Annotated in this window: 22 protein-coding genes; 9 read left to right on the top strand and 13 right to left on the bottom strand. The window is 37.9% G+C overall.

Annotation, left to right across the window (positions count from 1 at the left end):
- Positions 1–87: 87 nt before the first annotated feature.
- On the bottom strand, positions 88–657 hold the full coding sequence (gene dcd, locus O1449_RS03025) for a dCTP deaminase (protein ID WP_004663684.1): 570 nt from the start codon (positions 655–657) through the stop codon (positions 88–90).
- 114 nt (positions 658–771) lie between these two features.
- Positions 772–1,365 carry a LysE family translocator gene (locus O1449_RS03020; RefSeq protein ID WP_269229701.1) on the bottom strand — a complete coding sequence of 198 codons (594 nt, stop codon included), beginning with the start codon at positions 1,363–1,365 and terminating at the stop codon, positions 772–774.
- A gap of 311 nt (positions 1,366–1,676) precedes the next feature.
- Between O1449_RS03020 and O1449_RS03015 the strand changes: the two genes are divergently transcribed.
- Positions 1,677–2,249 (top strand): DUF2062 domain-containing protein, encoded by a 573-nt coding sequence (locus O1449_RS03015; protein WP_269239127.1) that lies wholly within the window; start codon positions 1,677–1,679, stop codon positions 2,247–2,249.
- An 18-nt stretch (positions 2,250–2,267) separates the two neighbouring features.
- Here the strand turns inward: O1449_RS03015 and apbC are convergent, their stop codons facing one another.
- The 3 genes from apbC to O1449_RS03000 form a co-directional block, all read right to left on the bottom strand.
- Positions 2,268–3,497 (bottom strand): iron-sulfur cluster carrier protein ApbC, encoded by a 1,230-nt coding sequence (apbC, locus tag O1449_RS03010; RefSeq protein WP_016652929.1) that lies wholly within the window; start codon positions 3,495–3,497, stop codon positions 2,268–2,270.
- Between the two features lie 161 nt (positions 3,498–3,658).
- Positions 3,659–4,195, bottom strand: coding sequence for a hypothetical protein (locus tag O1449_RS03005; protein WP_269239126.1), 537 nt, complete (start codon positions 4,193–4,195; stop codon positions 3,659–3,661).
- Between the two features lie 190 nt (positions 4,196–4,385).
- The gene (locus O1449_RS03000) at positions 4,386–4,922 is read right to left on the bottom strand and encodes a GNAT family N-acetyltransferase (protein WP_269239125.1); all 537 of its coding nucleotides are present in this window, start codon (positions 4,920–4,922) and stop codon (positions 4,386–4,388) included.
- A gap of 107 nt (positions 4,923–5,029) precedes the next feature.
- Between O1449_RS03000 and O1449_RS02995 the strand changes: the two genes are divergently transcribed.
- A complete protein-coding gene (locus O1449_RS02995) occupies positions 5,030–5,527 on the top strand; it encodes a hypothetical protein (protein ID WP_269239124.1) in 498 nt (165 codons plus the stop codon).
- A gap of 23 nt (positions 5,528–5,550) precedes the next feature.
- Here the strand turns inward: O1449_RS02995 and O1449_RS02990 are convergent, their stop codons facing one another.
- Positions 5,551–6,012, bottom strand: a complete 462-nt coding sequence (locus O1449_RS02990; protein ID WP_269239123.1) for a hypothetical protein — start codon at positions 6,010–6,012, stop codon at positions 5,551–5,553.
- Between the two features lie 202 nt (positions 6,013–6,214).
- On the opposite strand from O1449_RS02990, the gene metG reads away from it, so the two are divergent.
- From metG to O1449_RS02975, 3 genes are all read left to right on the top strand, one after another.
- Entirely contained in the window at positions 6,215–8,272 is a 2,058-nt protein-coding gene (metG, locus tag O1449_RS02985) for a methionine--tRNA ligase (protein WP_269239663.1), read from the top strand.
- An 85-nt stretch (positions 8,273–8,357) separates the two neighbouring features.
- On the top strand, positions 8,358–8,843 hold the full coding sequence (locus tag O1449_RS02980; RefSeq protein ID WP_331276178.1) for a hypothetical protein: 486 nt from the start codon (positions 8,358–8,360) through the stop codon (positions 8,841–8,843).
- A gap of 133 nt (positions 8,844–8,976) precedes the next feature.
- Positions 8,977–9,954: an MBL fold metallo-hydrolase gene (locus O1449_RS02975; protein WP_269239121.1), complete on the top strand. Its 978-nt coding sequence runs from the start codon at positions 8,977–8,979 to the stop codon at positions 9,952–9,954.
- Positions 9,955–10,015: 61 nt separating this feature from the next.
- Here O1449_RS02975 and O1449_RS02970 read toward each other — a convergent pair whose 3' ends face one another.
- Positions 10,016–10,597 carry a LysE family translocator gene (locus O1449_RS02970; RefSeq protein WP_269239662.1) on the bottom strand — a complete coding sequence of 194 codons (582 nt, stop codon included), beginning with the start codon at positions 10,595–10,597 and terminating at the stop codon, positions 10,016–10,018.
- 397 nt (positions 10,598–10,994) lie between these two features.
- On the opposite strand from O1449_RS02970, the gene O1449_RS02965 reads away from it, so the two are divergent.
- The gene (locus O1449_RS02965) at positions 10,995–12,617 is read left to right on the top strand and encodes an oleate hydratase (protein ID WP_269239120.1); all 1,623 of its coding nucleotides are present in this window, start codon (positions 10,995–10,997) and stop codon (positions 12,615–12,617) included.
- Positions 12,618–12,663: 46 nt separating this feature from the next.
- Here O1449_RS02965 and O1449_RS02960 read toward each other — a convergent pair whose 3' ends face one another.
- The gene (locus O1449_RS02960) at positions 12,664–13,422 is read right to left on the bottom strand and encodes a class I SAM-dependent methyltransferase (RefSeq protein ID WP_269239119.1); all 759 of its coding nucleotides are present in this window, start codon (positions 13,420–13,422) and stop codon (positions 12,664–12,666) included.
- A gap of 100 nt (positions 13,423–13,522) precedes the next feature.
- The gene (locus O1449_RS02955; RefSeq protein WP_269239118.1) at positions 13,523–14,200 is read right to left on the bottom strand and encodes a DUF1345 domain-containing protein; all 678 of its coding nucleotides are present in this window, start codon (positions 14,198–14,200) and stop codon (positions 13,523–13,525) included.
- Between the two features lie 334 nt (positions 14,201–14,534).
- Here O1449_RS02955 and O1449_RS02950 point away from each other — a divergent pair, with 334 nt between their 5' ends.
- On the top strand, positions 14,535–15,404 hold the full coding sequence (locus O1449_RS02950; protein WP_269239117.1) for a 1-aminocyclopropane-1-carboxylate deaminase/D-cysteine desulfhydrase: 870 nt from the start codon (positions 14,535–14,537) through the stop codon (positions 15,402–15,404).
- A 39-nt stretch (positions 15,405–15,443) separates the two neighbouring features.
- On the opposite strand, the gene O1449_RS02945 is transcribed toward O1449_RS02950, so the two are convergent.
- The gene (locus tag O1449_RS02945) at positions 15,444–19,547 is read right to left on the bottom strand and encodes a beta strand repeat-containing protein (protein ID WP_269239116.1); all 4,104 of its coding nucleotides are present in this window, start codon (positions 19,545–19,547) and stop codon (positions 15,444–15,446) included.
- A 380-nt stretch (positions 19,548–19,927) separates the two neighbouring features.
- Between O1449_RS02945 and O1449_RS02940 the strand changes: the two genes are divergently transcribed.
- Positions 19,928–21,124: an NAD(P)/FAD-dependent oxidoreductase gene (locus O1449_RS02940; RefSeq protein ID WP_269239115.1), complete on the top strand. Its 1,197-nt coding sequence runs from the start codon at positions 19,928–19,930 to the stop codon at positions 21,122–21,124.
- Between the two features lie 35 nt (positions 21,125–21,159).
- Here the strand turns inward: O1449_RS02940 and O1449_RS02935 are convergent, their stop codons facing one another.
- From O1449_RS02935 to O1449_RS02925, 3 genes are all read right to left on the bottom strand, one after another.
- Positions 21,160–21,339 carry a hypothetical protein gene (locus tag O1449_RS02935; protein WP_004663725.1) on the bottom strand — a complete coding sequence of 60 codons (180 nt, stop codon included), beginning with the start codon at positions 21,337–21,339 and terminating at the stop codon, positions 21,160–21,162.
- Positions 21,340–21,595: 256 nt separating this feature from the next.
- Positions 21,596–23,158 carry a mechanosensitive ion channel gene (locus tag O1449_RS02930; protein WP_269239114.1) on the bottom strand — a complete coding sequence of 521 codons (1,563 nt, stop codon included), beginning with the start codon at positions 23,156–23,158 and terminating at the stop codon, positions 21,596–21,598.
- A gap of 222 nt (positions 23,159–23,380) precedes the next feature.
- Positions 23,381–23,581, bottom strand: coding sequence for a hypothetical protein (locus O1449_RS02925; RefSeq protein ID WP_034601857.1), 201 nt, complete (start codon positions 23,579–23,581; stop codon positions 23,381–23,383).
- Between the two features lie 206 nt (positions 23,582–23,787).
- On the opposite strand from O1449_RS02925, the gene O1449_RS02920 reads away from it, so the two are divergent.
- Entirely contained in the window at positions 23,788–24,210 is a 423-nt protein-coding gene (locus tag O1449_RS02920) for a hypothetical protein (RefSeq protein WP_005218098.1), read from the top strand.
- Positions 24,211–24,214 lie beyond the last annotated feature (4 nt).

The raw sequence follows: 24,214 nt of genomic DNA, 5'->3' as shown, positions 1-24,214 counted from the left end.
GAATATTATATTTTTTATTCTTTAAATATAAGGTTTCTATTGCAACAACCAAAAAAATTATGATTGTTGCAAAATGTAATTTACAAATCATGTTTTCGGTAAAGTTACACCTGTTTGACCTTGGTATTTACCACCACGGTCTTTATAAGATGTTTCACAAACTTCATCACTTTCAAAGAACAACATTTGTGCAACACCTTCACCCGCATAAATACGTGCTGGGAGATTCGTTGTATTTGAAAACTCAAGCGTAACATGACCTTCCCACTCAGGCTCTAGTGGCGTTACATTCACGATAATACCGCAACGGGCATAAGTCGATTTACCTAAACATACTGTTAGGACATTTCGTGGGATACGGAAATATTCAATCGTACGCGCTAGAGCAAATGAGTTCGGTGGAATAATACAGACATCTGATTCGATATCGATAAAACTTCTATCATCAAAATTTTTCGGATCAACAATTGCAGAGTGAACATTGGTAAAAACTTTAAATTCACGTGCGCAACGGACGTCATAGCCATAGCTAGACACCCCATAAGAAATCAACTTTTCTCCGTTTTCATCGAAACGGACTTGATTCTCTGCATAAGGTTCAATCATGCCGTGTTTTTCGCTCATTTCACGAATCCAACGATCAGATTTTATTGCCATGACTTTTATCCAAAATCTAAGTTAATGATTGGCGAGTACTTTAACGTAAAACGACATTAATGAAAACAACAGAACCCTGCTACCTAGGTGGTTCAAGGCAGCAGAAAATTAGAATTAGAGATTGATTAGAGCTGAATAGCTAATAGGAATGGCAAAACTGATCAGTACAACTGATGCTGTGCGCTGTAAGTTAGATTGAGACAACCATTTTACTTTATTGGTTGCCAACACAGCGCCAACCGAAATCCAAAATAGTGCAATTGGAAGAATGAGTGCAACAAAGCTACTCATATGCGCAACATAGATTTCTTGCGCTTGCCATGCTGTTGTTGGGAAAATTGCTGAAGCAAATAATAAAGCTTTAGGATTTAATAGTGTTGCAAACAACAATTCTCTAGGTCTTATTGTAGGTTGATTTAAGATCACTTCTTGATTTGCTGTACGCCATAATTTAATCGCAAGGAAAATAATATACCCTGCACTTAATAGTTTTAAAAATGTTGGTAATAAAGGTAATGTCGCTGAGACTTTACCAATCAACATTCCCCATGCACTGATCGCAAGAATATAACCAATTGCTTCTGCAGGAATCAGCAATAGAGATTTACGCAATCCCACCTGAATACCAGAGGAAGCAAGTAAAGTATTGGTTGGACCAGGAGTGAGCAAAATAGTTATCACTAAACCAATAAAAAACCATGAAATCATCGAATGACCTCACTACAAGATAAATTTAGATTAATATAGTTACCAGTTGATAGCAAAATTTTAACTGTAAGCACTTATGACGAGAGCCTATTTAAATAAATGTTTTATCTATATTTTATTAATTACAAGTACACTCTACTCAAGAGTCACATGAGTAAAAACATACGCTAAAATACAACACATATAACGTATTCTAAGTATTCTTATTTTTTAACAAGATAAACTTTGGTTCTATTTTAAGTTTTCAATAAGTAAATAATGTTATTTTATATACATTCGTTCACTTTTTCTTTCAATGTGCTTCTTCGCTTATGCCTAAGAAATTTTTTAATAAGTGGCTGCCTTCATCAGAGAAAGTGGCTCGTCTAAAATTTATGAGAATTTTTGGTGAACGCACCTTAAATCCTTTGCTTTGGTATGTGAACCGTCGTTCTATCGCGAAAGCCATGTTTATTGGAACATTTTGGGGAATATTACCTGTCCCTTTTCATAGCCTATTCATTATTTTGACTGTGTTATGGTTTGAAGTAAACTTGCCTATTGGCCTATGTATGGCTTGGTTAACCAATCCGCTCACTGTCGTTCCAATTCTCTATTTAGGTTTTTGGTTTGGAACTAAAATTTATCATGTACATATGATCAATACGGACATGTTATTGGGTGTTTTACATCAAATTTTGAATTGGCTTAAGAATTTTGGTCATGGCCATATTGATTTCAGCCTTGCAAAGATTTTAGTGTCAGGACTTGTGATTGAAGCGATTTTATTTGCGATCAGTTTTTATTTAATTACACATTTACTTTGGCGTTGGAGCGTAGTGAATGCTTGGAAAAAAAGAAAACAAGCACTGCAATCAAATAATGAAATTAAAAAAAGCCTCTAAATTAGAGGCTTTTCAAATTTAGAAAATACGATTTTCATCACGCTGACGTTTTGGCAATTTATCCATTTGTTTTAATACAGCTTGTGCGATATTGAGGTAGCTCTCTGCAGCTGCATCCTGAGCAATCACACTTGGTTTACCATTATCTGCATGTTCACGAATTTTTGCGTCTAAAGGTAAACGTCCTAATAAAGGAATATCATATTGCTCAGACAATTGATCTCCTCCGCCTATCCCAAAGATCTGTTCTTCATGTCCGCAATTAGAGCAAATATGTGTCGACATATTTTCAATAACACCGAGTACAGGGATATTTACTCTGTTAAAGAGTTCGATTCCTTTTACCGCATCCATAAGTGCAACATTTTGAGGAGTCGTGACAATCACCGCGCCTGTTACTGGAATGCGTTGTGCTAAAGTCAATTGAATATCACCTGTACCAGGTGGCATATCAATCACTAACACATCTAAATCTGGCCAAAGTGTTTGGTTAAAAAGTTGCATCAATGCACCAGTCGCTTTAGGACCACGCCAAGCCACAGGTGTATTGTGTGCACCAATCAAATGTCCGATTGAAAGCACAGCCATACCGTACGCATCTAAAGGCACAAAATTTTCATTTTCAATTTGTGGAGTACGTCCCGCATTCCCCAACATGGTTGGAATACTTGGACCATAGATATCTGCATCCAAAACACCGACTTTTAGACCGAGTTGTTGCAATGCAAGCGCCAGATTCACTGTCGTGGTTGATTTACCGACCCCACCTTTTCCCGACGATACCAATATTACATTTTGAATACGTGGATGTGCAGCCACATCGCGTTGTTGCGGTGCAGCTTTTTGAATCGGTGGATTATTGGGATCGACTTCCGCTTTAGGAGAAGCATCCATTACAGGTGGTAAATTGCTATTTTCTGCTTTTGGCTTCGATGAGCAGCTATGACCTGCTTCACCATGCGCTGCATGTTTTTGCTGAATAATATGTAAATTTAACTCTTGGATACCGCATTTTTCCAGAGCTTCAGCGAGTTCATCGTGAATCTGTTGTAAGTGATCTTTTTCTTGAGGAAAAGTATTAATCGTGAGTTGTAAAATTCGACCTTGTACATTCACTTGGCTGATACGATCTTTTAATGCATTTTCAGAATGTGGCAGCACATAATTTTGTAAAACAGTTTGAATTTCATCTTCCTTCACTTCTTGTGCTGGTGAAAAAACAGATTTTAAGGAAGAAAGCCACGACATTTTGTTTACTCCAAAAACAGACGATCAATATATCACTGAGTTTGGCTAGTTTAGCAGTATTGAACATTGGACGCTCATCCCAGAGAAGATAATTGCTCATTTTTTATGAACGTGTTTTCTTCTCTGAATATAAGCGTGAATCTTAAATAGTCATCAAAAGATTAACCTTTGAATTTATTTAATGTATCTGTTGCAGCTTTCTTTAAATCATCCAGTTTATGGCTCGCTTGAGCTTTTAGATCTTCAAGCTTAGCAGCTGCTTCATCTTTTAATTCAGCAGCTTTTGCTTTGGCATCTTCTAACTTATGGCTTGCTTCTTCTTTTAAATGATCTAATTTCTCTTTGGCTGCATGCTGAGTATCTGCCAATTTTTCTTTCAGCTCATCTGCTTTAGCAGATAAAGCAGCTTTACCCTCACCATACTGATCCGTTGCATTTGTTTTTAAATCATCTAAAGCTTGCTCACCCTTTTGCTTCAACTCATTCGCTTTATCTTTTGCTTGTTGCAGATCAGCTTTCGTTTGATCAATATCTTTAGCTGCAAAGTTTTTAACGTCTTCGACAGTTTCCTGACCTTTTTGCTTGATGTCATTTCCAAGTTCGCTGACTTTATCTTTGACTTGCTGTAAATCTGTTTTAGTTTGCTCCAAGTCTTTTGATGCGAACTCTTTTAACTGATCAATTTTGTCATTACTCATGTCTTGTTCCTCTTGTTATATCGTAATAAATTACTGTTGCTTTCGGTTATAGTTATACAAGATTCTGCGGATATTTAGAGGAATTGATGCAAATTGAAACAAATGGGATACAGGAAGATTCAAATCATTTCTGTTCGGTAACCTTTTGAATTTTTAGATATAAAAATCATATAAAAGAATAACAGCAGTTTTATCCTTTAAACTCCTGTTTAGATATTTCATACAGCACATGCCAGCTTAATGGATGATTGAGATCTAAAGCAGGATGTTGAAATTCAGTGATCTTTCTCATTTTTATCTTCTCCATCACCTTTTGAGATTTTTTATTATCTAGTGTGGTAAAAGATACAACTTTTTCTAGTTTCAACTGATCAAAAGCAAAAGCTAAGGCAGCATTTGCCGCTTCTGGCGCATAACCTTTCCCCCAAAAAGCTTGATCTAAGCGCCAACCAATTTCAACGCAAGGTGAAAAGGAAAATTGTGTGGGTTGATCATGTAAACCCACAAAACCAATAAATTGTTGGGTTTCTTTTAATTCCACTGCCCAAAAACCCCAACCTTGTTTTTGAATGATTGCTTTTAATTTATCAATATAAGCATCACTTTCTGATCGATTAAGTATTTTTGGAAAATACCGCATAACCTCTGGATTAGCGCTCATCTCTGCAAAACTTGAATAATCTGTTTCTAACCATTGACGTAAAATCAGTCTGGGTGTTTCGATCATTTTTACAACCATCAAATTTCAATTAAAAACTATTCACAATATAAACAATTAGATCAGATATACTTTTGCATTATCGTAATCCTAACTTTATTGATAAAGCTTTATCTATGAATGAAAATGAACTTTTAGAAATTCAACATGAACTTCAAGCTCAAGAAAAGCGACTGAACTATATCCTGTCGAGTAAAAAAAGAATTCAAAACATGATTGATTCTTTTGAAGGTGATTTGGCAGAACAATTACTTCCTGTCATTCATAATGAAAGCAACGATTATGCTAGAATTGCAACAAGCTTGGCACTTTCAATTTGTTGGAAATTTTCAAAAGTTGAATTTCCAAAGACCGTTCATTGGTGTAGCGAACTAAGTATTAGTAATTTAGAAATCAAAAATGAATTTACGGCTGTGATCAAAGCTCAAGCGTGGTTAGGTACGTTAGGAAGTGATGAACTTTGGCAAACACCACTCTTTGCTGAAATCACGGTTGATCCGAAAACAGATGGCCTAAAGAGCTATCACATTCATTTCTTATCTAAAGGAAAAATCATCTCTTTAAGAAAGAACTCTAAGCAAAGTGTGACCGTTAAGCAGATGCAAAGTATGTAATCCTTAGGGATGCGTACTTTTAATCAAAATAGGATATTGTTGTTCTTTTGATATACTTTATTCATCACAAAATAACAACTATTCGCACTCATACATCCTAACGCCAGAATCGGCAGCATGATGAAATATATCAAAACACCGATCTTTAAAGTTGCAAAATCAATCTGATTGACCTGATCTTCGAATAGAATCATTAAGACAAGTAAAGCCCAAGCAATTAAGATCACAAAACTTATTTTTAAAAACTGGTATAAGTCAAAAATCTGAGTGGGCAATTTCAATACTGCAAAAACAATCAGATAAAAGATAAAAGCCAAAACGATGAGTATTGGGGTCAAATACATCATCACTTCCATGCCATCACTGACCACATGAATCAGGTGATTCTGTCGAAAATTTAAAAACAGGCAAAATGGAATCACAAAACTAAAAACAGAAACTAAACTAGCTGAGAGTGATGCACAGACCAAAGACCAAGACCTCATTTCTATTCCTCTATTTTTGAGATTGTACTTATTCTTAACAAATGAAATGTGTTTTGGTTGAAGCCAAAGTGAAGCTTGTATGAAGTTTGAAAATAATGATTTCCCATCAGGCTATAAAGATTTCACCGATTCCCTTGTGCAAGTCGCTCTTAAGTCATGTAAAATCATTTGCCTTGTAAATACGAATGAGAGAACAATATCCGTGCGTAAAATTTTAGTCACCAATGCCCTTCCTTATGCCAATGGTCCTATCCATATGGGTCACTTACTCGGTTATATCCAAGCAGATATTTGGGTTCGTGCGATGCGTGCAATGGGTCATGACGTGACTTACGTATGTGCGGATGATGCTCATGGTACAGCGATCATGTTACGTGCTGAAGCCAATGGCATCAGCCCTGAAGCGCAAATTGCCAATGTTCAGAAAGAGCACATTCGTGATTTTGATGGTTTTGGCGTGCATTTCGATCACTATGATTCAACCAATAGTGATGAGAACAAAGCGCGTTCAGAAGAAATTTATATTAAGAACCGTGAAGCAGGCAATATCGCAATTCGTCCTGTCAATCAGCTTTTTGATCCTGAAAAAGGCATGTTCCTGTCTGACCGTTTCATTAAAGGCACATGCCCAAAATGTAAATCGGAAGATCAATACGGCGATGCCTGTGAAGTCTGTGGTACAACGTACAATGCAACAGAGTTAGAAAATCCACGCTCAACATTGAGTGGTGCGACCCCTGTTGAGAAATCATCAGATCACTATTTCTTTAAACTTCCGAATTTCTCAGAATACTTACAAAAATGGACGCGTGATCAAGGTCGTTTACCTGTTTCGATTGCCAACAAGCTAGATGAATGGTTTGAAGCAGGTTTATCAGATTGGGATATTTCACGTGATGCGCCTTATTTTGGTTTTGAAATTCCAGATGCGCCAAACAAATATTTCTATGTTTGGGTCGATGCACCAATTGGTTATATGTCGAGTTTTGAAAACTACATCAAAACCAAACGTCCTGATTTAAGTTTTGATGATTTCTGGAAAAAAGACAGTGATAAAGAAGTTTATCACTTCATTGGTAAAGACATTGTTTACTTCCATGCACTGTTCTGGCCTGCAATGCTTGAAGGTGCGAACTACCGCACGCCATCTGGTTTATTCGTTAATGGTTTCTTAACGGTGAACGGTCAGAAGATGTCAAAATCTCGCGGCACATTCATCAAAGCTGAAACTTATTTACAGCACTTGAATCCTGAATATTTACGTTATTACTTTGCTTCTAAGCTTTCTGACAAAGTTGAAGATTCAGATTTGAATTTGGATGACTTCGTACAGAAAGTGAATTCTGACCTTGTCGGTAAAGTGGTGAATATTGCCAGCCGTTGTGCAAAATTTATTAACAGCAATTTCAATAATACGCTTTCTAACACTTGTGCTGAGCCTGAATTGGTTCAAAGCTTTATTGATGCGGGCGATTCAATTGCCCAAGCCTATGAAGCACGTGAATTCTCCGCAGCTGTTCGTGAGATTATGGCGCTTGCGGATAAAGCAAACCAATATATTGATGAGAAAAAGCCTTGGGCGCTTGCAAAGCAAGAAGGTCAAGAACAACAAGTTCATGATGTTTGCTCGGTTGGTATTAACTTATTCCGTCAGCTCGCGATTTACTTGGCTCCTGTTCTTCCAACACTTGCGGCTCAAGTTCAGTCTTTCTTACAACTTGAAAGCTTTGACTTTGCATCACGTCAGCAAATCCTCGTTGCACACGAAATTGCTCAATTCCAACCACTGATGCAGCGTGTTGATCCTAAAGCGGTTGCTGCGATGGTGGATGCATCGAAAGATTCTTTAGCTGCTGCGGCAGAAGCGCCAAAAGTAGAAAAGAAAAAAGAGAAGAAAGCCGAGAAAAAGCCTGAACCTAAAGTAGGTGAAGCTGAAATTATTGGTATTGAAGACTTTATGAAGGTTGACCTTCGTGTAGCTGAAGTTTTAGAAGCTGCAACGGTAGAAGGTTCTGATAAATTACTTCAACTCACTTTAAATGTAGGTGAAGCTGAGCCACGTAATGTGTTTAGTGGTATTCGTGAGTTTTATCAGCCAGAAGATTTAAAAGGCAAATTAGTGGTGATGGTGGCAAACCTTGCACCTCGCAAAATGCGTTTTGGTATTTCTAACGGTATGGTACTTGCCGCAGGTAATGGCGAAGGTGTTTGGGTGATTTCACCTGAATCTGGCGCTAAAGCTGGCGATAAAGTGTCTTAATCAGCGTCTAGTGACTTAAAAGACTTCTTTGGAAGTCTTTTTTTGTGTTAGTGTGCAAAAATAAAACCATGATAAAACTTATAATATGCCTATTACAAACACGAGCTTTCCACAGAAACCTAAATGGCTTAGTTCAGCATTTGTCATTTGGGGACCATTTATTGGAACATTAATCATTGTAATCACAATTCATAGCCCCATTATGTTTGGTGATCCAATACGCTTTTTAAAAGGTCTCATTACGCCCTCAATCATATTTCCAATGATTGGAGGATTATTTTTAATTACACCCTTTGGTTATTTACTTGGTATCATTCCTGCAATAATCACTCAATTGTTGTTCCAGCATTTCTTTGCCAAAAAGCTTGCTCAAATATCCTTAATGCGCAGCATGATCTATAGTTGCATTTTAGGCTTTATGCTTGCACCCTTTATTTTAATTCTTGCTATACTCACCCCATCACCTTTAATCACCTTTGGTTATCTGCAATTTGTTCTCATCCTCCCTACAATATTAATTTGCACTGTTATTGAATGGAAAAAAGTCCAAAACAATCGACAAATAAATTGAAGCACGAACATAAACTCTTTTGAAACTCAGAACAAAACTCACTTACACAGACAGATTTTTTGTTGGAAAATCCTCCCTGTCAAGTTGCAATTCATGTTAAAAGTGTTGTTTCTCTAATAACTTTAATGACCTTATGAAAAAAACAGCCCTACTCCTTTCAGCATCATTCTTAAGCAGCCTTCCATTCCTTATCCATGCAGAAACAAGCAAAACCCTGCCAGTCATTGAACAACAAAAACAGGTTGCAGGCTACTATCAACACCAAGTGGGTGATGTACAAATCACTGCATTATTGGATGGCACCAACTTTATGTCGCCAAACTTATTTAAAGATATTTCTCAACAACAAGTGCAACAAATTTTGAAGAAATACTATGCAGATCAAGATAAAGGCGTACAAACCTCTATCAATGCGTTCCTCGTCAATACAGGAAAATCACTGGTACTAGTCGATAGCGGTGCAGCCAGTTGTTTTGGCCCACATTTAGGCTCCATTCTAAAAAATCTGGTTGCTTCGGGCTACAAACCTGAACAGGTCGATACCATTTTACTTACGCATTTACACCCTGACCATGTTTGCGGTATCAGTAAAGATGGCGTTGTCAATTTTCCTAATGCAACCGTATACGTATCGAATGATGAAGCCAATTATTGGCTAGATCCCAAACAAGCAGCAAAATTACCAAAAGAGAAACAAGCCAATTACTTAGGGACAGTCGAAAAGATTAAGGAAGCCATTGCCCCATACCAAACCAAACAACGCTTTAAAACCTATAAACTCGGTGATGAGATTCAAGGCTTTAAAGTTATTAACACGGCAGGACATACACCGGGACATTTTAGTTATGAACTAAAAACCAACGGTGAATCGGTAGTTTTTATTGGTGACATCGTACATTCACATACAGTTCAATTTGATAAACCAGAAACTGCAATCGAATACGATATAGACCCGAAAAAAGCGGTTCAAACGCGTTTAAAGCAATTTGCTAATTTCGCTAAAAATGGACAAACCATTGCCGCTCCACATTTGCCTTTCCCCGGCATTGGACATATTTATTCAGCAGATGGAAAGAGCTATCAATGGATTCCTGTACATTTTAAAGATTAAGACAAATGAGCTGATTCTAGGCAATAAAAAAGCGACTTTCATGGTCGCTTTTTTTACGGTATCACTTCATCCCAAAGATCAACTTCAACCCAAGCAAGGTCATTACCCCACCTGCAACACGATCAAATACTTTCTTAAACTTTAAATATACACGGCGTGGTTTTTCCGCAGACAATGCCACCGCAACCAGAGAATACCAACCGGCATCAATAAAGAAGCACAGCATCGGCAATACCACATAAAAATATGTTGGGATTTCTTTCGGTAATAACGCAGTAAAAATACTGGCAAGGATAATCGCTATTTTCGGATTACTAAGCTGGGTAATCAGCCCTAAACGAAAAGCCTGTGCATAGCTCATGGTCTTCACAGTACCATTCATGGCTTCCATGGGTTCTTTAGCATGTTTAATGATTTTAAACGCCAGCCAAAGTAAGTACAGACCACCAAAAACTTTCAAAGCGATATAGGCAGAAGGCACAGCCAACAAAATTGCTTGTAGCCCCATCACTGCAAGCAAACCAAATAATGCTGCCCCCGTGCCTGTACCAAGCGCAGTAAATAAGCCATGTTTACGTGAAATCGCAATTGAGTTTTTGGCAACATAAATAAATGTAGGACCGGGACTAATTGCCCCCAACATTAATGCCAAAGCAATAGAGCCTAAAATCAATAATGATTCCAAGTGAGCCTCTGAATTAAAGTAATTTTCAACTATTTATTTTACTTAAAAAACCATAATAGAAGATATAATTTTTTTGATTTCTGTTTATAAATTTAAGGATTTTTCAAGCAATTTGATATTTAGTAAAAAACTAAAAATAGAGTAAAAACTCAATTTAATTTCAATATCAAACAGTTAAAATATAGCATATGAATACTAAAATTTTATTGTGCATCCATTTTTTCTATTAAAGTATTTTTATGATAAAAATTTATCATCGAATTTTAGCAGAACTTTCATATATTTTTAAAACATATAATCCCATAATAAAATTATGTCTTTAATTTTCTTTAGAACTACAAACGAGGCACATCAGATGCAAAATATAAGACTTAAAACATTAGATCGCTCTAAATCACATCTTTGGATTGTTGGCGGCGGGATTGCAGGTATGGCCGCGGCTGCTTTTGCGATTCGTGATGCTAAAGTGCCAGCCGAACATATCCATATTTTAGAAGAACTGAATGTTTCAGGTGGTTCGATGGATGGTGGGCATAATCCACTCAATCCAAATCAAGCATGGGTCACACGTGGTGGACGTATGCTGACCGATGAGACTTATCTGTGTACTTGGGATTTATTTTCAAGCATTCCATCATTAGAAAACCCAGACATTTCTGTCCGTGAAGAATGCCGTGAGTTCAATGAACAAGTCAAAACCAATGCTCAAGCACGTTTGATTGACTCAAACCATATTATTGCAGAAGCTCAAAAATTGGGATTATCAACGCTCAACCGCGCTCAAATGTTACGTCTACTGGCATTAAAAGAAGATCGTATCGGTAGCCGCCGTATTGATGAATTTTTTGATGATGCATTTTTCCAAAGCAACTTTTGGCGGATGTGGCGAACTACGTTTGCCTTTCAAAAATGGCACAGCGCAGCAGAATTACGCCGTTATTTTTTACGTTTCATTCAAGAATTACCGCGCATCCATACCTTAGCAGGCGTAAAACGAACCAAATACAATCAATATGATTCAATGATTCATCCCTTACAACGTTGGTTGGTGGAACAAGGCGTTGATGTTCGTTTTGGTAGTTATGTCACAGATGCGGACTTTGTCGAAGATACCCAAACGAAGGAACGTAAAGCGACTCAACTTTATGTCAACATTCTAGAAGGCACTGAACAAATTCAACTGGGTGAGCATGATCTTGCGCTCTTTACTTTAGGTTCGATTACGGCTGATTCACGCTATGGCGATAAATTCGATGTTCCTGAGCTGATTCGTGACCGACAAGATCATGGCTGGCGTTTGTGGGAAACATTGGCTCAAAAAGCCCCTGATTTTGGTCGCCCAATGACCTTCTATGGCAACATTGATGAGCATAAATGGAAATCTTTTACGCTCACTATGCATGATGATGTACTGCTAAAACGGATCATTGATTACACGGGAAATGAACCCGGTACAGGTGCATTGATGACTTGGTTTGAATCTGGTTGGCATTTGTCTGTGGTCGTTCCTGCACAACCGCATTTTGCTGACTTACCAGAAGGTAAATTCACCTTATGGGGCTATGGTTTTGAAATTGACCATATCGGTGATTACATTAAAAAACCGATGAGTGAAGCGACAGGTCAAGAGATTTTAATTGAGTTGATTCATCAACTTGGTTTCGATGATATCTTGGATCATGTGTTGGCACATACCGACATTAGCACAGTAATGATGCCTTATGCCTCTGCCCTATTTGCATGTCGTAAAGCAGGTGATCGCCCATTGGTGATTCCAGAAAATGCGGTCAACTTTGCTTTCTTAGGTCAATTCGTAGAGCTTGAAGATGATGTGGTTTTCACTGTGGAATATTCAGTACGTTGTGCCATGATTGCCATTTATCAACTCTTAGGTGTCGAGCGTGAAATTCCAGAGATTTACAATGGTTTACTTGATCCTAAAGTTGGCTTAAATGCTTTGGAAGCAGTTTTTCACTAAGTTTTAAATAACCATGGGGCAGATTGCTGCCCTATGGTTTTTAACCTTATTTTGATAAAACGATATAAGCAACATCACTGCTAAATGAACCATCAGCTTTGATTTGATAATATCGTTGCACCTGCTCTGATGCTTTGTTCTGTAAATTACGTATGGTGGTAATGGCATATTCAGGCGTTTGCATCCGTTCTGTCCAACTTTGGAAATCTAAATCTAAACGCTGCTTTTCAACCGTTTCAACTTTAAAGCCTGCATATTCAGCAAAATGCATCCATTCTTGTAAACTATAATTTCTGACATGACTCGGATCTCGAATCGTTTCAATGGTCTGAAAAAAAGTATCAATCACAGGATTTGAATTTCCTAAAATATCAAGAATAATAACTTTGCCGCATTGAGTTAATACACGATAAATTTCATGCATTGCCTGAGCAACACTCTGCCAATGATGCGCTGAATAACGCGTGATCACACAGTCAAAACGTTGATCTATAAAAGGTAATTTTTCCGCTGCACCCTGTTGGGCAATCACGTTTTCAAAACCTCGTTGTTTGGCTTGAGTCGATACGAGTTCGACCATTGACGGGGTTAAATCATAAGCAATCACTTCATCCACCAATGCTGCCACCTGATAAGTTACATGCCCTCCACCACAGCCCAAATCTAAGACTTTTTGGAATTGATGAGATTGGATGAATTGTTGCATTTTCTGAAATTCGACGCCTTGTGCATGCACTTGACTGTTTAAATAAGCTTGCGATTTATCCTGATATTGCTGTTGATTCACTTGATGCTGAGTGGTCATGTTTTTATCCTTGCGATGTCATCTAGCTTTTAAAATAGACGACACTAATCAAAAATAAAAATGATGAATTTTAGTTTAATTAATAAAAATAAGTTATCAATTATAATCCAATCAAACTGGCTGCGACATTGATTGCGATGGCTAAAATCATGGTATTAAAAATAAAAGCCAAGACACAATGAAAAATATTCAGATGCCTCAATTCAGAACTGGTAATGGAAACATCTGCCGTTTGTGCAGAAGTGCCGATAATATAACTAAAATAAATAAAATCCAGATAATCAGGTTGATCGGTTTTTGGAAAATCTAAACCCGGATTCTTTTGCTGACTTTTGGCAAGATAATAATCATGCGCATAGTGAATCGCAAATAAAGTATGCAGCAACAGCCATGTTGAAAAAATAGTCCCTATGGTCAATAAAATTAGAAATCCTTTTAAAAAAGTTTGGTCTTTTGGGACATGACTTAATTGCACCACAATCGAAATAAAACAAATCACAATCGCAATCAACACGACATTTAGAATGATCCATTTGCCTGCATCTTGTTGTTTGGCTCTTTGTAAAATATGTACTGCATCTAAGTGCCACATCATTTTTAAGGTCAGAAATAAATATAACCAAATGGCAATATTCCAGCCTATTTGCAAACAAGTTGCCCATTGCCAATGGGTGAAAAAATGCAAAACTGCATAAATCACGAGACCTAAACCAAAGGTTGCTGATAAGTATGGGCGATGTTTTAGCCCTCTCGCAAAACGCTTTACAAAGCCTTGCATCTTTCACCTACTGCTATTTTTTATTCACAATCAATTTAGGCTTATATTTAACACTGTAATCTGATCTCAAAGTACCTTATTACCTAGATTTTACCTAAACCACACAAAGCATAAGCCAAGTGATCGACACTTAAACTTTTGAAATTCATCTACGGCAAATGTTATCGGAAAGTAGTTAAAACATAAGCGAATTAGATTGGACTAAATCGAATCATGCATAAAGTAATTTAGCCATTCCAATACTGACTAAGATAAACGAGGTTCGAAGAACAATACTGACTTTCACAATCGAATACACTTACAATAGGATTCAATTTATTTTTAATGATCTCAAATGTTTGATCACATTGCCTTTGATACACCTTATCAAACATTAGCACTTCCTTGCTCAATTCAACTGACAGTTAAACGCCTTGACCTGATTCATCCACAAATTTCAGGCAATAAGTTCTTCAAACTCAAATACAATTTTTTCGCAGCTCAACAACAAGGTTTACGTCAAATTCTCACCTTTGGTGGGGCTTATTCCAACCATATTGCAGCAACAGCTTATGCAGCACAGCTCGTTGGTTTTCAAAGTATTGGCATCATTCGCGGAGAAGAACTTAGCACACAAGATTTGAATCCAACGCTACAAACGGCGCAGGACTTCGGGATGCAGCTTCATTTTGTCAGTCGAGCTGAATATCGTCTGCGTCATGAATCGGAGTATTTACAGCAATTACAAGGGCAATATCCTCAAGCCTTTATAATTCCAGAAGGTGGAACAAATACACTTGCAATTCAGGGTACTCAAGAAATTCTCACATCTGAAGATAAAGAAAATTATGATGTGATTTGCTGTGCCGTTGGAACTGGTGGAACAATTGCAGGACTGATTGAAAGCAGTTCAGAACAACAGCAGGTTTTAGGCTTTTCGGCGTTGAAAGGTGATTTTTTACAACACGATATTCAACAGTGGACCACTAAAAACAATTGGACATTAACCGATGCCTATTGTTGTGGGGGGTATGCGAAAACTACCGATGAACTACTACAATTTATGCAGCAATTTGAACAGCGTTATGCGATTCCATTGGAACAGGTATATACCGCTAAAATGATGATGGGACTGTTTGATTTAATTCAACAGAACCACTTTCCAGCAAATACACGAATTTTGGCGATTCATACAGGTGGGCTACAAGGCCGTTTTCAAACATAAATCACCAAAATCATTTTTATCATTCAACCTAGATTGATGTTATTGATTTACACAAAACCTCACGGTTCCTGTCGCTGCGGGATTTAATACGCCAGTTAAATTCCACTCTAATGCATCTCCGACATGATTGATATTACAAGTATTACCATTCGGTGTTGAATTGCAACTCATACTACCGAAACTGGTGGCTATAGGTAAACTATCCTTAATTTTCACATTATTCAGCATCTTGGTACTATTATTTTTATAGGTGATTTCATACTCTAAATAGTCGACCTTATTTGCTTGATTCGTTACAGCAAATTGGTTTTGATCAGCCGACGTTGAAGGACAACTGGCAACTGCGCGTACCTTTTTAGTTAAGCTAAGACCCGCTTTACCAATCAATGTGACATCTTGTCGTTTAGTTGATTGACCCGTAATTGTCTGTGTTGGATTTGCCAAGATCACACTATAACTTGCCTCTAAGGTCGAAACATGCTGTGCGCCTGCCATGACATTTGTAGGTGAATGAACACGTTGAACCAAACAAAAATCTACATTGGGTTGTAATGTATATGGATTCGCTACGGTTGGATTAAATATGGTTTCACTAGTATCCACATTCCCATTACAGTTCGTATCTTTATAAACCAAAGCTTGCCAAACTTGGTCATTACCACTGTTGGGTTGTTGGGTAGATAACTGATTGAACTGAGTAATTTGTACTGGAGCTTGTGAATTGAGACGATGTGGATAATCTGTGACCTCTCCAGAAGCTATGGTGTGTTGCCCGTCTTCAGTCAGTACGATATTCAGATTTGCATCACCAAAATTATTATTTGGATAACTGGTTGCGGTTGTTTTAGGGTGTGAAATCGTATCCGTACTTCTGTTATAACTTCCCGTTGGACTCGAACCACTCACCGAGCTATATTCAGGCAAATTTGTTTGCACAATACAAAATGGATTCGTTAAAACACTGTCTTCTACTTTAAAACTATAATCGCCATTACTATTACTGATGGTCACAACATTAAGTTCTACCCCAGAGCAATTTGCGAGCTTCAGGCTACTGCCTGCAATACCTGATTCATTGGCATCTTGAAGTGCATTATAGGCATTTGTAACACTGTTATTGATACTACCCCCATTATCATTAAACACACGCCCCGTAATTAAAACCAGTTTTTTTCGGCTGTTGGTTAATGTACAAACAATTGCTGCATCATCACTGTGAATCGTTAATTTATTACCATTTAAAGCTGTGTTATTGCCTGTACAAATCAAGGTACTATTATAATCTGCTACATCACCTTTGCTAAATGCCTCAAAAATTGTGCCCGTTTTTCCGACCATATTTGGCATCAGAATCACAGGTGTTCCCGTCGTGGTATTTTCGCCTGTCAGATCAGCAACCGAAACTGCTGTGGTCGCATTGGTATCAAAACCAACACTATTGACGATTACACTATCACCCGCTATGGCATTTTCCCATTTTTTAACAATCGTTAATGTGGTCAGCGTATTAGTTAACGTACAGATGATATCTGCACCTGAGACAATTCCACTTTTATTAAGTGTGACTGTCCCATTGACATAATTCGGCGTTACAGAGCTAGTTGGCAATCCTGTACAAACAGCATTGGTTAAACGGAAACCTGTTGGCATACTCGATTCAGTAATCACCGCATCTGTTGAAGGGTTAGGACTGGTAAAATACTGGGTCTCACCAACCGTTTCCGTATCTTGGATAGTTGTGGTAATCGAGTGATTGGCAATCCCATTATTACCTGTGAAATCAAACTTACCTACCCCACCACGGCTAATTTTTTTAATAACCAAACTAGGCTTACTATTAATAAAAGTACAGGTAATGTCAGCACCACCAGTAATTAAATAGGTGTACGGAATCCTGATTCTATCGGTACTAAAATTACCAAATGTACCAATGTTTCCTGTAATAAAACTATTTGAATCAGTACAACTTGCAGATTTTAGTGCATAACCCGTCGCAATTGATGACTCTCTAATAACAACATCTGTTGCATTACTCACTACCGTTAAAACAGGCGATATTCCCGTTCCAATATTGGGTGATCCTTGTAAACTTGTCGCAACATTACTGGAACTACTGGATAAATTAGTATTCGCAAAACCGAATGTTCCCGTTCCTCCCTGAGAAATTTTCTGAATCTTTACCGTTGGAATTTTAGTATTCACAAAGTTACAGTTTAAATTGGGGTTATTGGTGATATCAGTCGCTGTAAGTGTATAGGTCGAACCAGACTGACTACCAACAGCATTGCCTGCACTATTACGGCAACTTGCTCCTGTTAGGCTCCAGCCTCCTCCCGTCGGTAAACTATTTTCATTAATCGTGACATTACCTGTTCCTGTCACCACAAAAGGCTGTATGCCTGTTAATGTTGTATCACCATCAACCTGATATTCTTCACCCTGAGTCAATGTTGTGATTGTTCCCGACGTTTGGCTTGTACCTGTTAATGCAAAGCCAAATGTTCCAAGCCCACCAATCGTAGATTTGGTTAAGGTAATTAGAGCTTTTGCAATTGAAACTTGTACACTACTGCTGTTATCTGATGGGTAAATGTCAGTATTGGCAGACGGCACACTCACTGTCGCAGTATTGGTAATAATCCCTGCGCTATTTGCTCTAGCTTGAATAATAAGCGTACAAGTTGCACCTTTGGGACCACTAAACTGCCCACTTAAATTATTGCCTGTAAAGCTTGCACTACAAGTGATCGCACCATTTGCTTTCGTTGTGCTGAGTATAGAAAGTGTATTGAAATTACTTGGTACTGAATCGGTAAAACTAGCTCGGCTGGTATCACTCACAGCATTTTCACCATTATTACTAATGACCAACTGATACTGAATGGTATCACCAACATTCATAATCAATGCATTAGATAAGAATGACCCAGATGTCCCTATTCTTTGTTTCTTCTCAACTTTTAAGTCCATATCTGTGGGTTGATCATCATCACTAATCACATAGTTTGCGACACCATTACCAGATGCTCCGCAATCATTTGATGACATAATATGAAAATCGTTACTTTGATTGATGGTTACATTAAATGTATCGTCAACTTCATTCACTAAATCATTAAGAATTTCGACAGGAACCTCAAGAACATAAGGGGTCCCCGCACCGTAATTACCTTGTGGTATCGTCTTGGTGAAAGTGTTTGCAACTCCACCATTAATTTTATAATCGACACCCAATTGAGCTGTGCCATCATTCACATTAAAGACTAATGAAATACCCCCACTCGGTACATCACCGACCACAATAACCTTAAGCGGCTGCACTGTGCCACCATTTTCAGGTACAACATAATTGGCTGAACTAAATTCAATAATGGGTTTTACAATAATTTGTATCGCATCTAAAAAGTTTCCGCTTGAGCCCGTTCCAGAAGTGGACTGAAATCCCATCGGTACTTGGCTCGTTGCGCCTGTGTAAGTAAAAGTTCCACTATAATCTGCCCAACGTTTAATGGTGGAACCTGTTGTAGCTCCAACTCCTGAACCCGAACCACTTGACACCGAGCATGTCCCAGATGAACAACTCGTGACCTGACCGTCACCTGTTTTGCTTGTCGATACCGTTGCAATGGTCTGAGAGCCAGCTCGTAATAACATGGTATCGTCTGTGGTATTACGACCATTGTGGCTAAATTTCCAAGATACCGACTCACCGTTAACCAAGCAAATATTCTGAGACACGGTCGAAACAGCCTCTGCATTCAACTCTACAAATTGATTGCCTTCTCGCGCTTTAATCGTATTCGTTAGCGTGGTATTGGTACCGTCAATATTTCTTGACCCAGCCCACATTTCCATCAATTGTCCTGAGCCATTGGTAGAAATCGAACAAGTCCCACTAACAGCTTCATTACCATAAGGATGTGTGGTCAGCCAGCCTGGGACACGTGTGCTACTAATATAGACACGGCAAACGTTACTTCCTGTCGCAATGGTCGGCGTTTCAAAACCTAAATTTAAATATCCACGCTGATAAGCTGCGTTCGCAAGAGAAACACTGGATAGACAGAATAAAGTGACAACAAATAGATTTAGGAGATAATCGCATCGCAATTTCATCATATTAAATAAGTGAAAAGTATTCATGCCCAACATAGCGCCCCCCAAATTAAATTTTTAGCTTTGACTGGCTATAGAGTGCTATTAAAAAAACAGAGAGAATCCCTCTACATATTCATCCCCACAACATCAGGCCGCCGCAAGAAACAACAAAATTATCTGAAAAATATCAAAATTTAATATCAAATAGAGACTGAAATTTTAATTTTATTTTACATCAGCACATGCTCATTTTTTATTACGTTAAAGATTATTTTTAAAAAAACTGTACATTTTTTGTATCCAATAATGTAAACCACAGAGATCTTCATATCGATTACAAATAATTTGGGGATTGTGAATTGTGCGTACTAAACTTCGCTTAAATCTTTTATAATCGCTCGCTTTTCGTCTACCGAGTAATCCTCATGGTTCATCAAGTTGATGTTGTTGTTTTAGGTGCAGGTGCATCAGGCTTGATGTTGGCTGCAGAGGCTGGTAACCGTGGACGTTCCGTTGTCGTATTAGAAAAAGCCAATAAAGTAGGTAAAAAGATTCTAATGTCTGGTGGTGGCAAGTGTAACTTCACTAACCTAGATGTTGAACCATCAAATTATATTTCTGAAAATCCACACTTTGTTATTTCAGCGCTCACTCGTTACACCAACTGGGATTTTATTGGTTTGGTCTGCGAATATGGTATTGAATATGAAGAACGTAAACACGGTCAGCTCTTTACAATCAAAGGCGCAAAAGAAATCCTTGAACTTTTACTTGCAGAATGCAATAAAGCGAAACGCGTTCAGATTCAGACCCATTGCGAAATACAAAGCATAACAGCACAAACAGATTCAGGTTTTATCATTGAAACCAATCAAGGCACTTATCACTGTGAATCTCTCGTTGTCGCGACTGGTGGCTTATCTATTCCAACACTAGGAGGCTCTGGTTTCGGTTATGAACTGGCACAACAGTTTGGTCATCATGTGTTTCCAACACGTGCGGGTCTAGTCCCCTTCACCTTTTCGGACCATTTTAAAGAAGTCACAGCACGCTTAAGTGGTAATGCTTTAGATGCAACACTGGTGAATGATCGTCATCAATTTACTGAAGCTTTGTTGTTTACTCATCGAGGCTTAAGTGGACCAAGTTCATTACAGCTCTCAAATTATTGGCATGTGGGTGAAAGCTTTAAAATTGATTTTTTCCCGAGCCAGGATTTAGTTCAATTCTTCAAGGAAAAGAAAAAGTCGCAGCCCAAAGTTCTGCTCAGAACTTTGCTCAGTGAATTCACGGCGAAAAGTATCGTGCTTGAGCTACAACAACTAATTTGGGCGGAACAAAGTGAAACTGCGATTGGCAATTTTAGCGATTTACAACTAGAGCAAATTGCTGATCAATTGCACGCCTTTTCTGTTAAGCCATCTGGAACTGAAGGATATCGTACTGCTGAAGTCACATTAGGTGGTGTAGATACTAGCGAAGTTTCTTCAAAAACCATGGAAAGTAAAAAGCAGAAAGGCTTATATTTTATCGGTGAAGTACTCGATGTAACAGGTCATTTGGGAGGGTATAACTTCCAATGGGCATGGTCTTCGGCTCAAGCCGCGGCTCAATTTGTTTAGTTCACTTAACACATTAAGCCGATTGCTAAATAACACTAAGCATGATGATCTGAAGAGTTAGCGGCTTCTGTAGAAGATACTTTTTGAGTATTTTCAATTGGTTTTTCTTTGGCTGTATTTGATTTCGCAACAACAAATTTGTACGCACTCGCCAAAAAACCTACAGTAATACCTGCAATTATAATCGGTGCAAATACGCGATTTGGCCTCTTCATTTCACTCTCCTCTATAGAATTTTTATTTAGAGACTATTGATACTTTATCTATAAATGAATTGCTTTTCAGGTCAAATTTTTGATTAATCCGATTAAACTACAGTTATATGTACTCTAAAACTCAGTTTTAGGTCTCGTTTTTCTAAAATATGCCCTAATCACGATATAGATAAAAACTCAATAATGCTTATACAAACAAAACGACCACCCTGCTTAGAGTGGTCGAATTGGTTCAAAAAATCAAAGATTTTTTTTACTATTCATCTGAATAAGGTGGAGTCGGTGGTGTTATTGGTGGTACCGAAGGGCTTGGTGTGATTTCTTTATGTAACGGATTTGGTTGCTTATCTTCATTCTTTGCCTTATCTAATAAATCTGTCAATAAGCGTTCTGCAGGTTGACGACCACCTAAACCAAATGCCAAGGCAAAAGCAACTGCAACTGAACCAAGCGTCAAACCAAAAGCCAAATTCACAATTGAATCTGCAATACCCATAGCTTTTAGACCCATCGCAATCACTAAGCCCATAATTAAAATACGAACTAGGTTTGCTAACCAACGTGAACTATTGTACTCACCACGTTGAACCACATTCGCCACAACATTGGCGAGCCAGAATCCAATCACCAAAATGACTGCACCCAGTAAAATACTGGCACCAAATTGAATAAACATCGCAATCAGTACACTGACTTGGTCTAATCCAAGTCGATTCGCAGCTTCTGAAACAGCAAACAGCATGGTAAAGAAAATGATTAAGTAGCCAATCACATCAGAAACACGGGTTTGTCCAAGGAATCGTTGCAAATCAAGCTTGATTGGAATTTCATCAATTCCCGCACCTGAAATCAACTCAGCCACTAAACGTCCAATAAAACGAGACACAATATAGGCAACGATTAGAATTAAACCAGCTGCAATAATTTGTGGAATTGCATACATTATTTCATTCAACATCGCTGTTGCGGGTTGAGAAATCGCTTGGATTCCTAAAGCTTCAAATGCCACGATCAACGCTGTGATGACAATAATTGCAAACACAAATGAGCCTAAAAATTTCGATACATTTGAGTTTTTAAATAATCCTACTTTTTCAGCTTGAGTTTGTAGTCCCAAGCTATTACTTAATCCCTCAACAATACCACGCACAATTTTGGCGAGAATATAACCTACAAAAATGATCACACCCGCAATAAACAAATTAGGCAGATAAGCAATCGCTTCGTTTACCATGTTTTGTACAGGAATCAGCAGTCCCGTTAAACCTAAAATAGACAGCACAATTGGTAAAAATAGTAATAAAACCAACCAGTAAAAAATTTCTGCGATATTACTACTTAAAGCGTTAACACCAACTTCACTGCTTAGCTTCTCATCTAATTCTGTTCTAGATAATACATTGGTCAATCCAGCACGTACCAAACGCGCCACAATCCAACCAATAAATCCTACTGCAACGGCAGCATATAAGTTTGGTATATAAGCAAGTACTCGTCCTACCATATTGCTAAACGGGTCACTTACACCACTAATATTTAAAACATTGAGTGAGCCAACCACAGCGAGAATCATGACAAACCAAAACACCAATTTAGAAACCAAGTTTTCAATATTGGGCGTACGACCAGTTGCCGAAGATAACTTATGATTGGTATCAAGCTTTTGCAATAGCCGCTTTACACCTGCGGCAATGACTAAGGCAATAATCCAACCCACTAGTAAGATCACGATTGCTGCAAAAATTGGATGAAACTGATCCCAGTAATACATGGCATCAAATCCCCCTCGATGTGAGGGATCATTAAAAAATTCATTCATGCGAGTTATCCTTATATTGTATTTTTAAATCTTGATATAAATCACCCATCACTGTTCTATGTTGAAACACACAAACTATGAATGCTTATCACCTTAGTTTTTGTAGATTTTTCAATCAATCGACAGCATCACTAATACAACAAAAAGCACTCATAATTTTGCAAAAAAGCTCATTAGTTCACACTAATGAGCTTTTAGATAAATTGTTTTGGTCAAAGCCATTTAAGCATTCAGAAGTACAGACTGCAGATTTGACATCATCACTTGAGCAGTTGGATTTGCTGAATGATCGGCGATCATAAATACAAGCAACGCTATCAGAAAAATTCCAACTATTAACAACATATAGACTGGTAATTTCCTTTTACGTGCAATTTCTTCCTTACTTGCCACATGAGGTTGTGGCTTACTAAAATCATGCATCATAGCAGCCCTCATCCTTTTATTTGTTAGGCTTTTATCTTAGCAATACTCAATGTTGCATTGTGTGAAAAAGATTCGGACTATCGTTGCTGTGTTTGCAGAACTCTACTTTTTTTATTTATTTTTTTGTTTAAAATGTAGTCGGTTTTAGAATACGCTAAAAATAAGCTATACTAGTCGGCTTCGTTTCTCATATGTTTTGCTTTATGTCCTATAGTCAACAAAGTGTTTCTCTTGATTTAGACACGGATGTTACTCATCAATGTTTTTTACATCACACACGTGATGAACATTTAATAGGAATTATTGAGTTTAATAAGCCAAGCTATATCTTAAAGTGGGGAGATTTAGAATACTTCCGTCGTCGTACTGAAGAATTCTCCGTCATGCCTTTACCTGATTGTGTAAATGCAATGATTATTGATATTCGAAATGTACAACCTTTTTTAGACAATGAAGTGCCTATTTTACCTTGGCGCCTACTCGAAGAAGATTGCCCTGTTCGCCTTGTTGTTCCTCAAGACCGTTTAGAACATTATATTGGTATTTTTGAACCGACATGGCTAACTACTGATGTCGATACTGCAATTCAAGAAATCCGTGAATTCATGGATATGTTTGTACATTAAGGCA

The sequence above is a fragment of the Acinetobacter sp. TR3 genome, assembly GCF_027105055.1.
Lineage (GTDB): Bacteria > Pseudomonadota > Gammaproteobacteria > Pseudomonadales > Moraxellaceae > Acinetobacter.
This window is presented reverse-complemented; position numbering and strand designations above follow the sequence as displayed.

Excerpts from the sequence above, each read along its gene's own strand:
- dcd (WP_004663684.1), bottom strand. The coding sequence starts at position 657 with ATGGCAATAAAATCTGATCGTTGGATTCGTGAAATGAGCGAAAAACAC.
- O1449_RS03020 (WP_269229701.1), bottom strand. The coding sequence starts at position 1,365 with ATGATTTCATGGTTTTTTATTGGTTTAGTGATAACTATTTTGCTCACT.
- O1449_RS03015 (WP_269239127.1), top strand. The coding sequence starts at position 1,677 with ATGCCTAAGAAATTTTTTAATAAGTGGCTGCCTTCATCAGAGAAAGTG.
- apbC (WP_016652929.1), bottom strand. The coding sequence starts at position 3,497 with ATGTCGTGGCTTTCTTCCTTAAAATCTGTTTTTTCACCAGCACAAGAA.
- O1449_RS03005 (WP_269239126.1), bottom strand. The coding sequence starts at position 4,195 with ATGAGTAATGACAAAATTGATCAGTTAAAAGAGTTCGCATCAAAAGAC.
- O1449_RS03000 (WP_269239125.1), bottom strand. The coding sequence starts at position 4,922 with ATGATCGAAACACCCAGACTGATTTTACGTCAATGGTTAGAAACAGAT.
- O1449_RS02995 (WP_269239124.1), top strand. The coding sequence starts at position 5,030 with ATGAATGAAAATGAACTTTTAGAAATTCAACATGAACTTCAAGCTCAA.
- O1449_RS02990 (WP_269239123.1), bottom strand. The coding sequence starts at position 6,012 with ATGAGGTCTTGGTCTTTGGTCTGTGCATCACTCTCAGCTAGTTTAGTT.
- O1449_RS02980 (WP_331276178.1), top strand. The coding sequence starts at position 8,358 with ATGCCTATTACAAACACGAGCTTTCCACAGAAACCTAAATGGCTTAGT.
- O1449_RS02975 (WP_269239121.1), top strand. The coding sequence starts at position 8,977 with ATGAAAAAAACAGCCCTACTCCTTTCAGCATCATTCTTAAGCAGCCTT.
- O1449_RS02970 (WP_269239662.1), bottom strand. The coding sequence starts at position 10,597 with ATGTTGGGGGCAATTAGTCCCGGTCCTACATTTATTTATGTTGCCAAA.
- O1449_RS02965 (WP_269239120.1), top strand. The coding sequence starts at position 10,995 with ATGCAAAATATAAGACTTAAAACATTAGATCGCTCTAAATCACATCTT.
- O1449_RS02960 (WP_269239119.1), bottom strand. The coding sequence starts at position 13,422 with ATGACCACTCAGCATCAAGTGAATCAACAGCAATATCAGGATAAATCG.
- O1449_RS02955 (WP_269239118.1), bottom strand. The coding sequence starts at position 14,200 with ATGCAAGGCTTTGTAAAGCGTTTTGCGAGAGGGCTAAAACATCGCCCA.
- O1449_RS02950 (WP_269239117.1), top strand. The coding sequence starts at position 14,535 with ATGTTTGATCACATTGCCTTTGATACACCTTATCAAACATTAGCACTT.
- O1449_RS02945 (WP_269239116.1), bottom strand. The coding sequence starts at position 19,547 with ATGAATACTTTTCACTTATTTAATATGATGAAATTGCGATGCGATTAT.
- O1449_RS02940 (WP_269239115.1), top strand. The coding sequence starts at position 19,928 with ATGGTTCATCAAGTTGATGTTGTTGTTTTAGGTGCAGGTGCATCAGGC.
- O1449_RS02935 (WP_004663725.1), bottom strand. The coding sequence starts at position 21,339 with ATGAAGAGGCCAAATCGCGTATTTGCACCGATTATAATTGCAGGTATT.
- O1449_RS02930 (WP_269239114.1), bottom strand. The coding sequence starts at position 23,158 with ATGAATGAATTTTTTAATGATCCCTCACATCGAGGGGGATTTGATGCC.
- O1449_RS02925 (WP_034601857.1), bottom strand. The coding sequence starts at position 23,581 with ATGCATGATTTTAGTAAGCCACAACCTCATGTGGCAAGTAAGGAAGAA.
- O1449_RS02920 (WP_005218098.1), top strand. The coding sequence starts at position 23,788 with ATGTCCTATAGTCAACAAAGTGTTTCTCTTGATTTAGACACGGATGTT.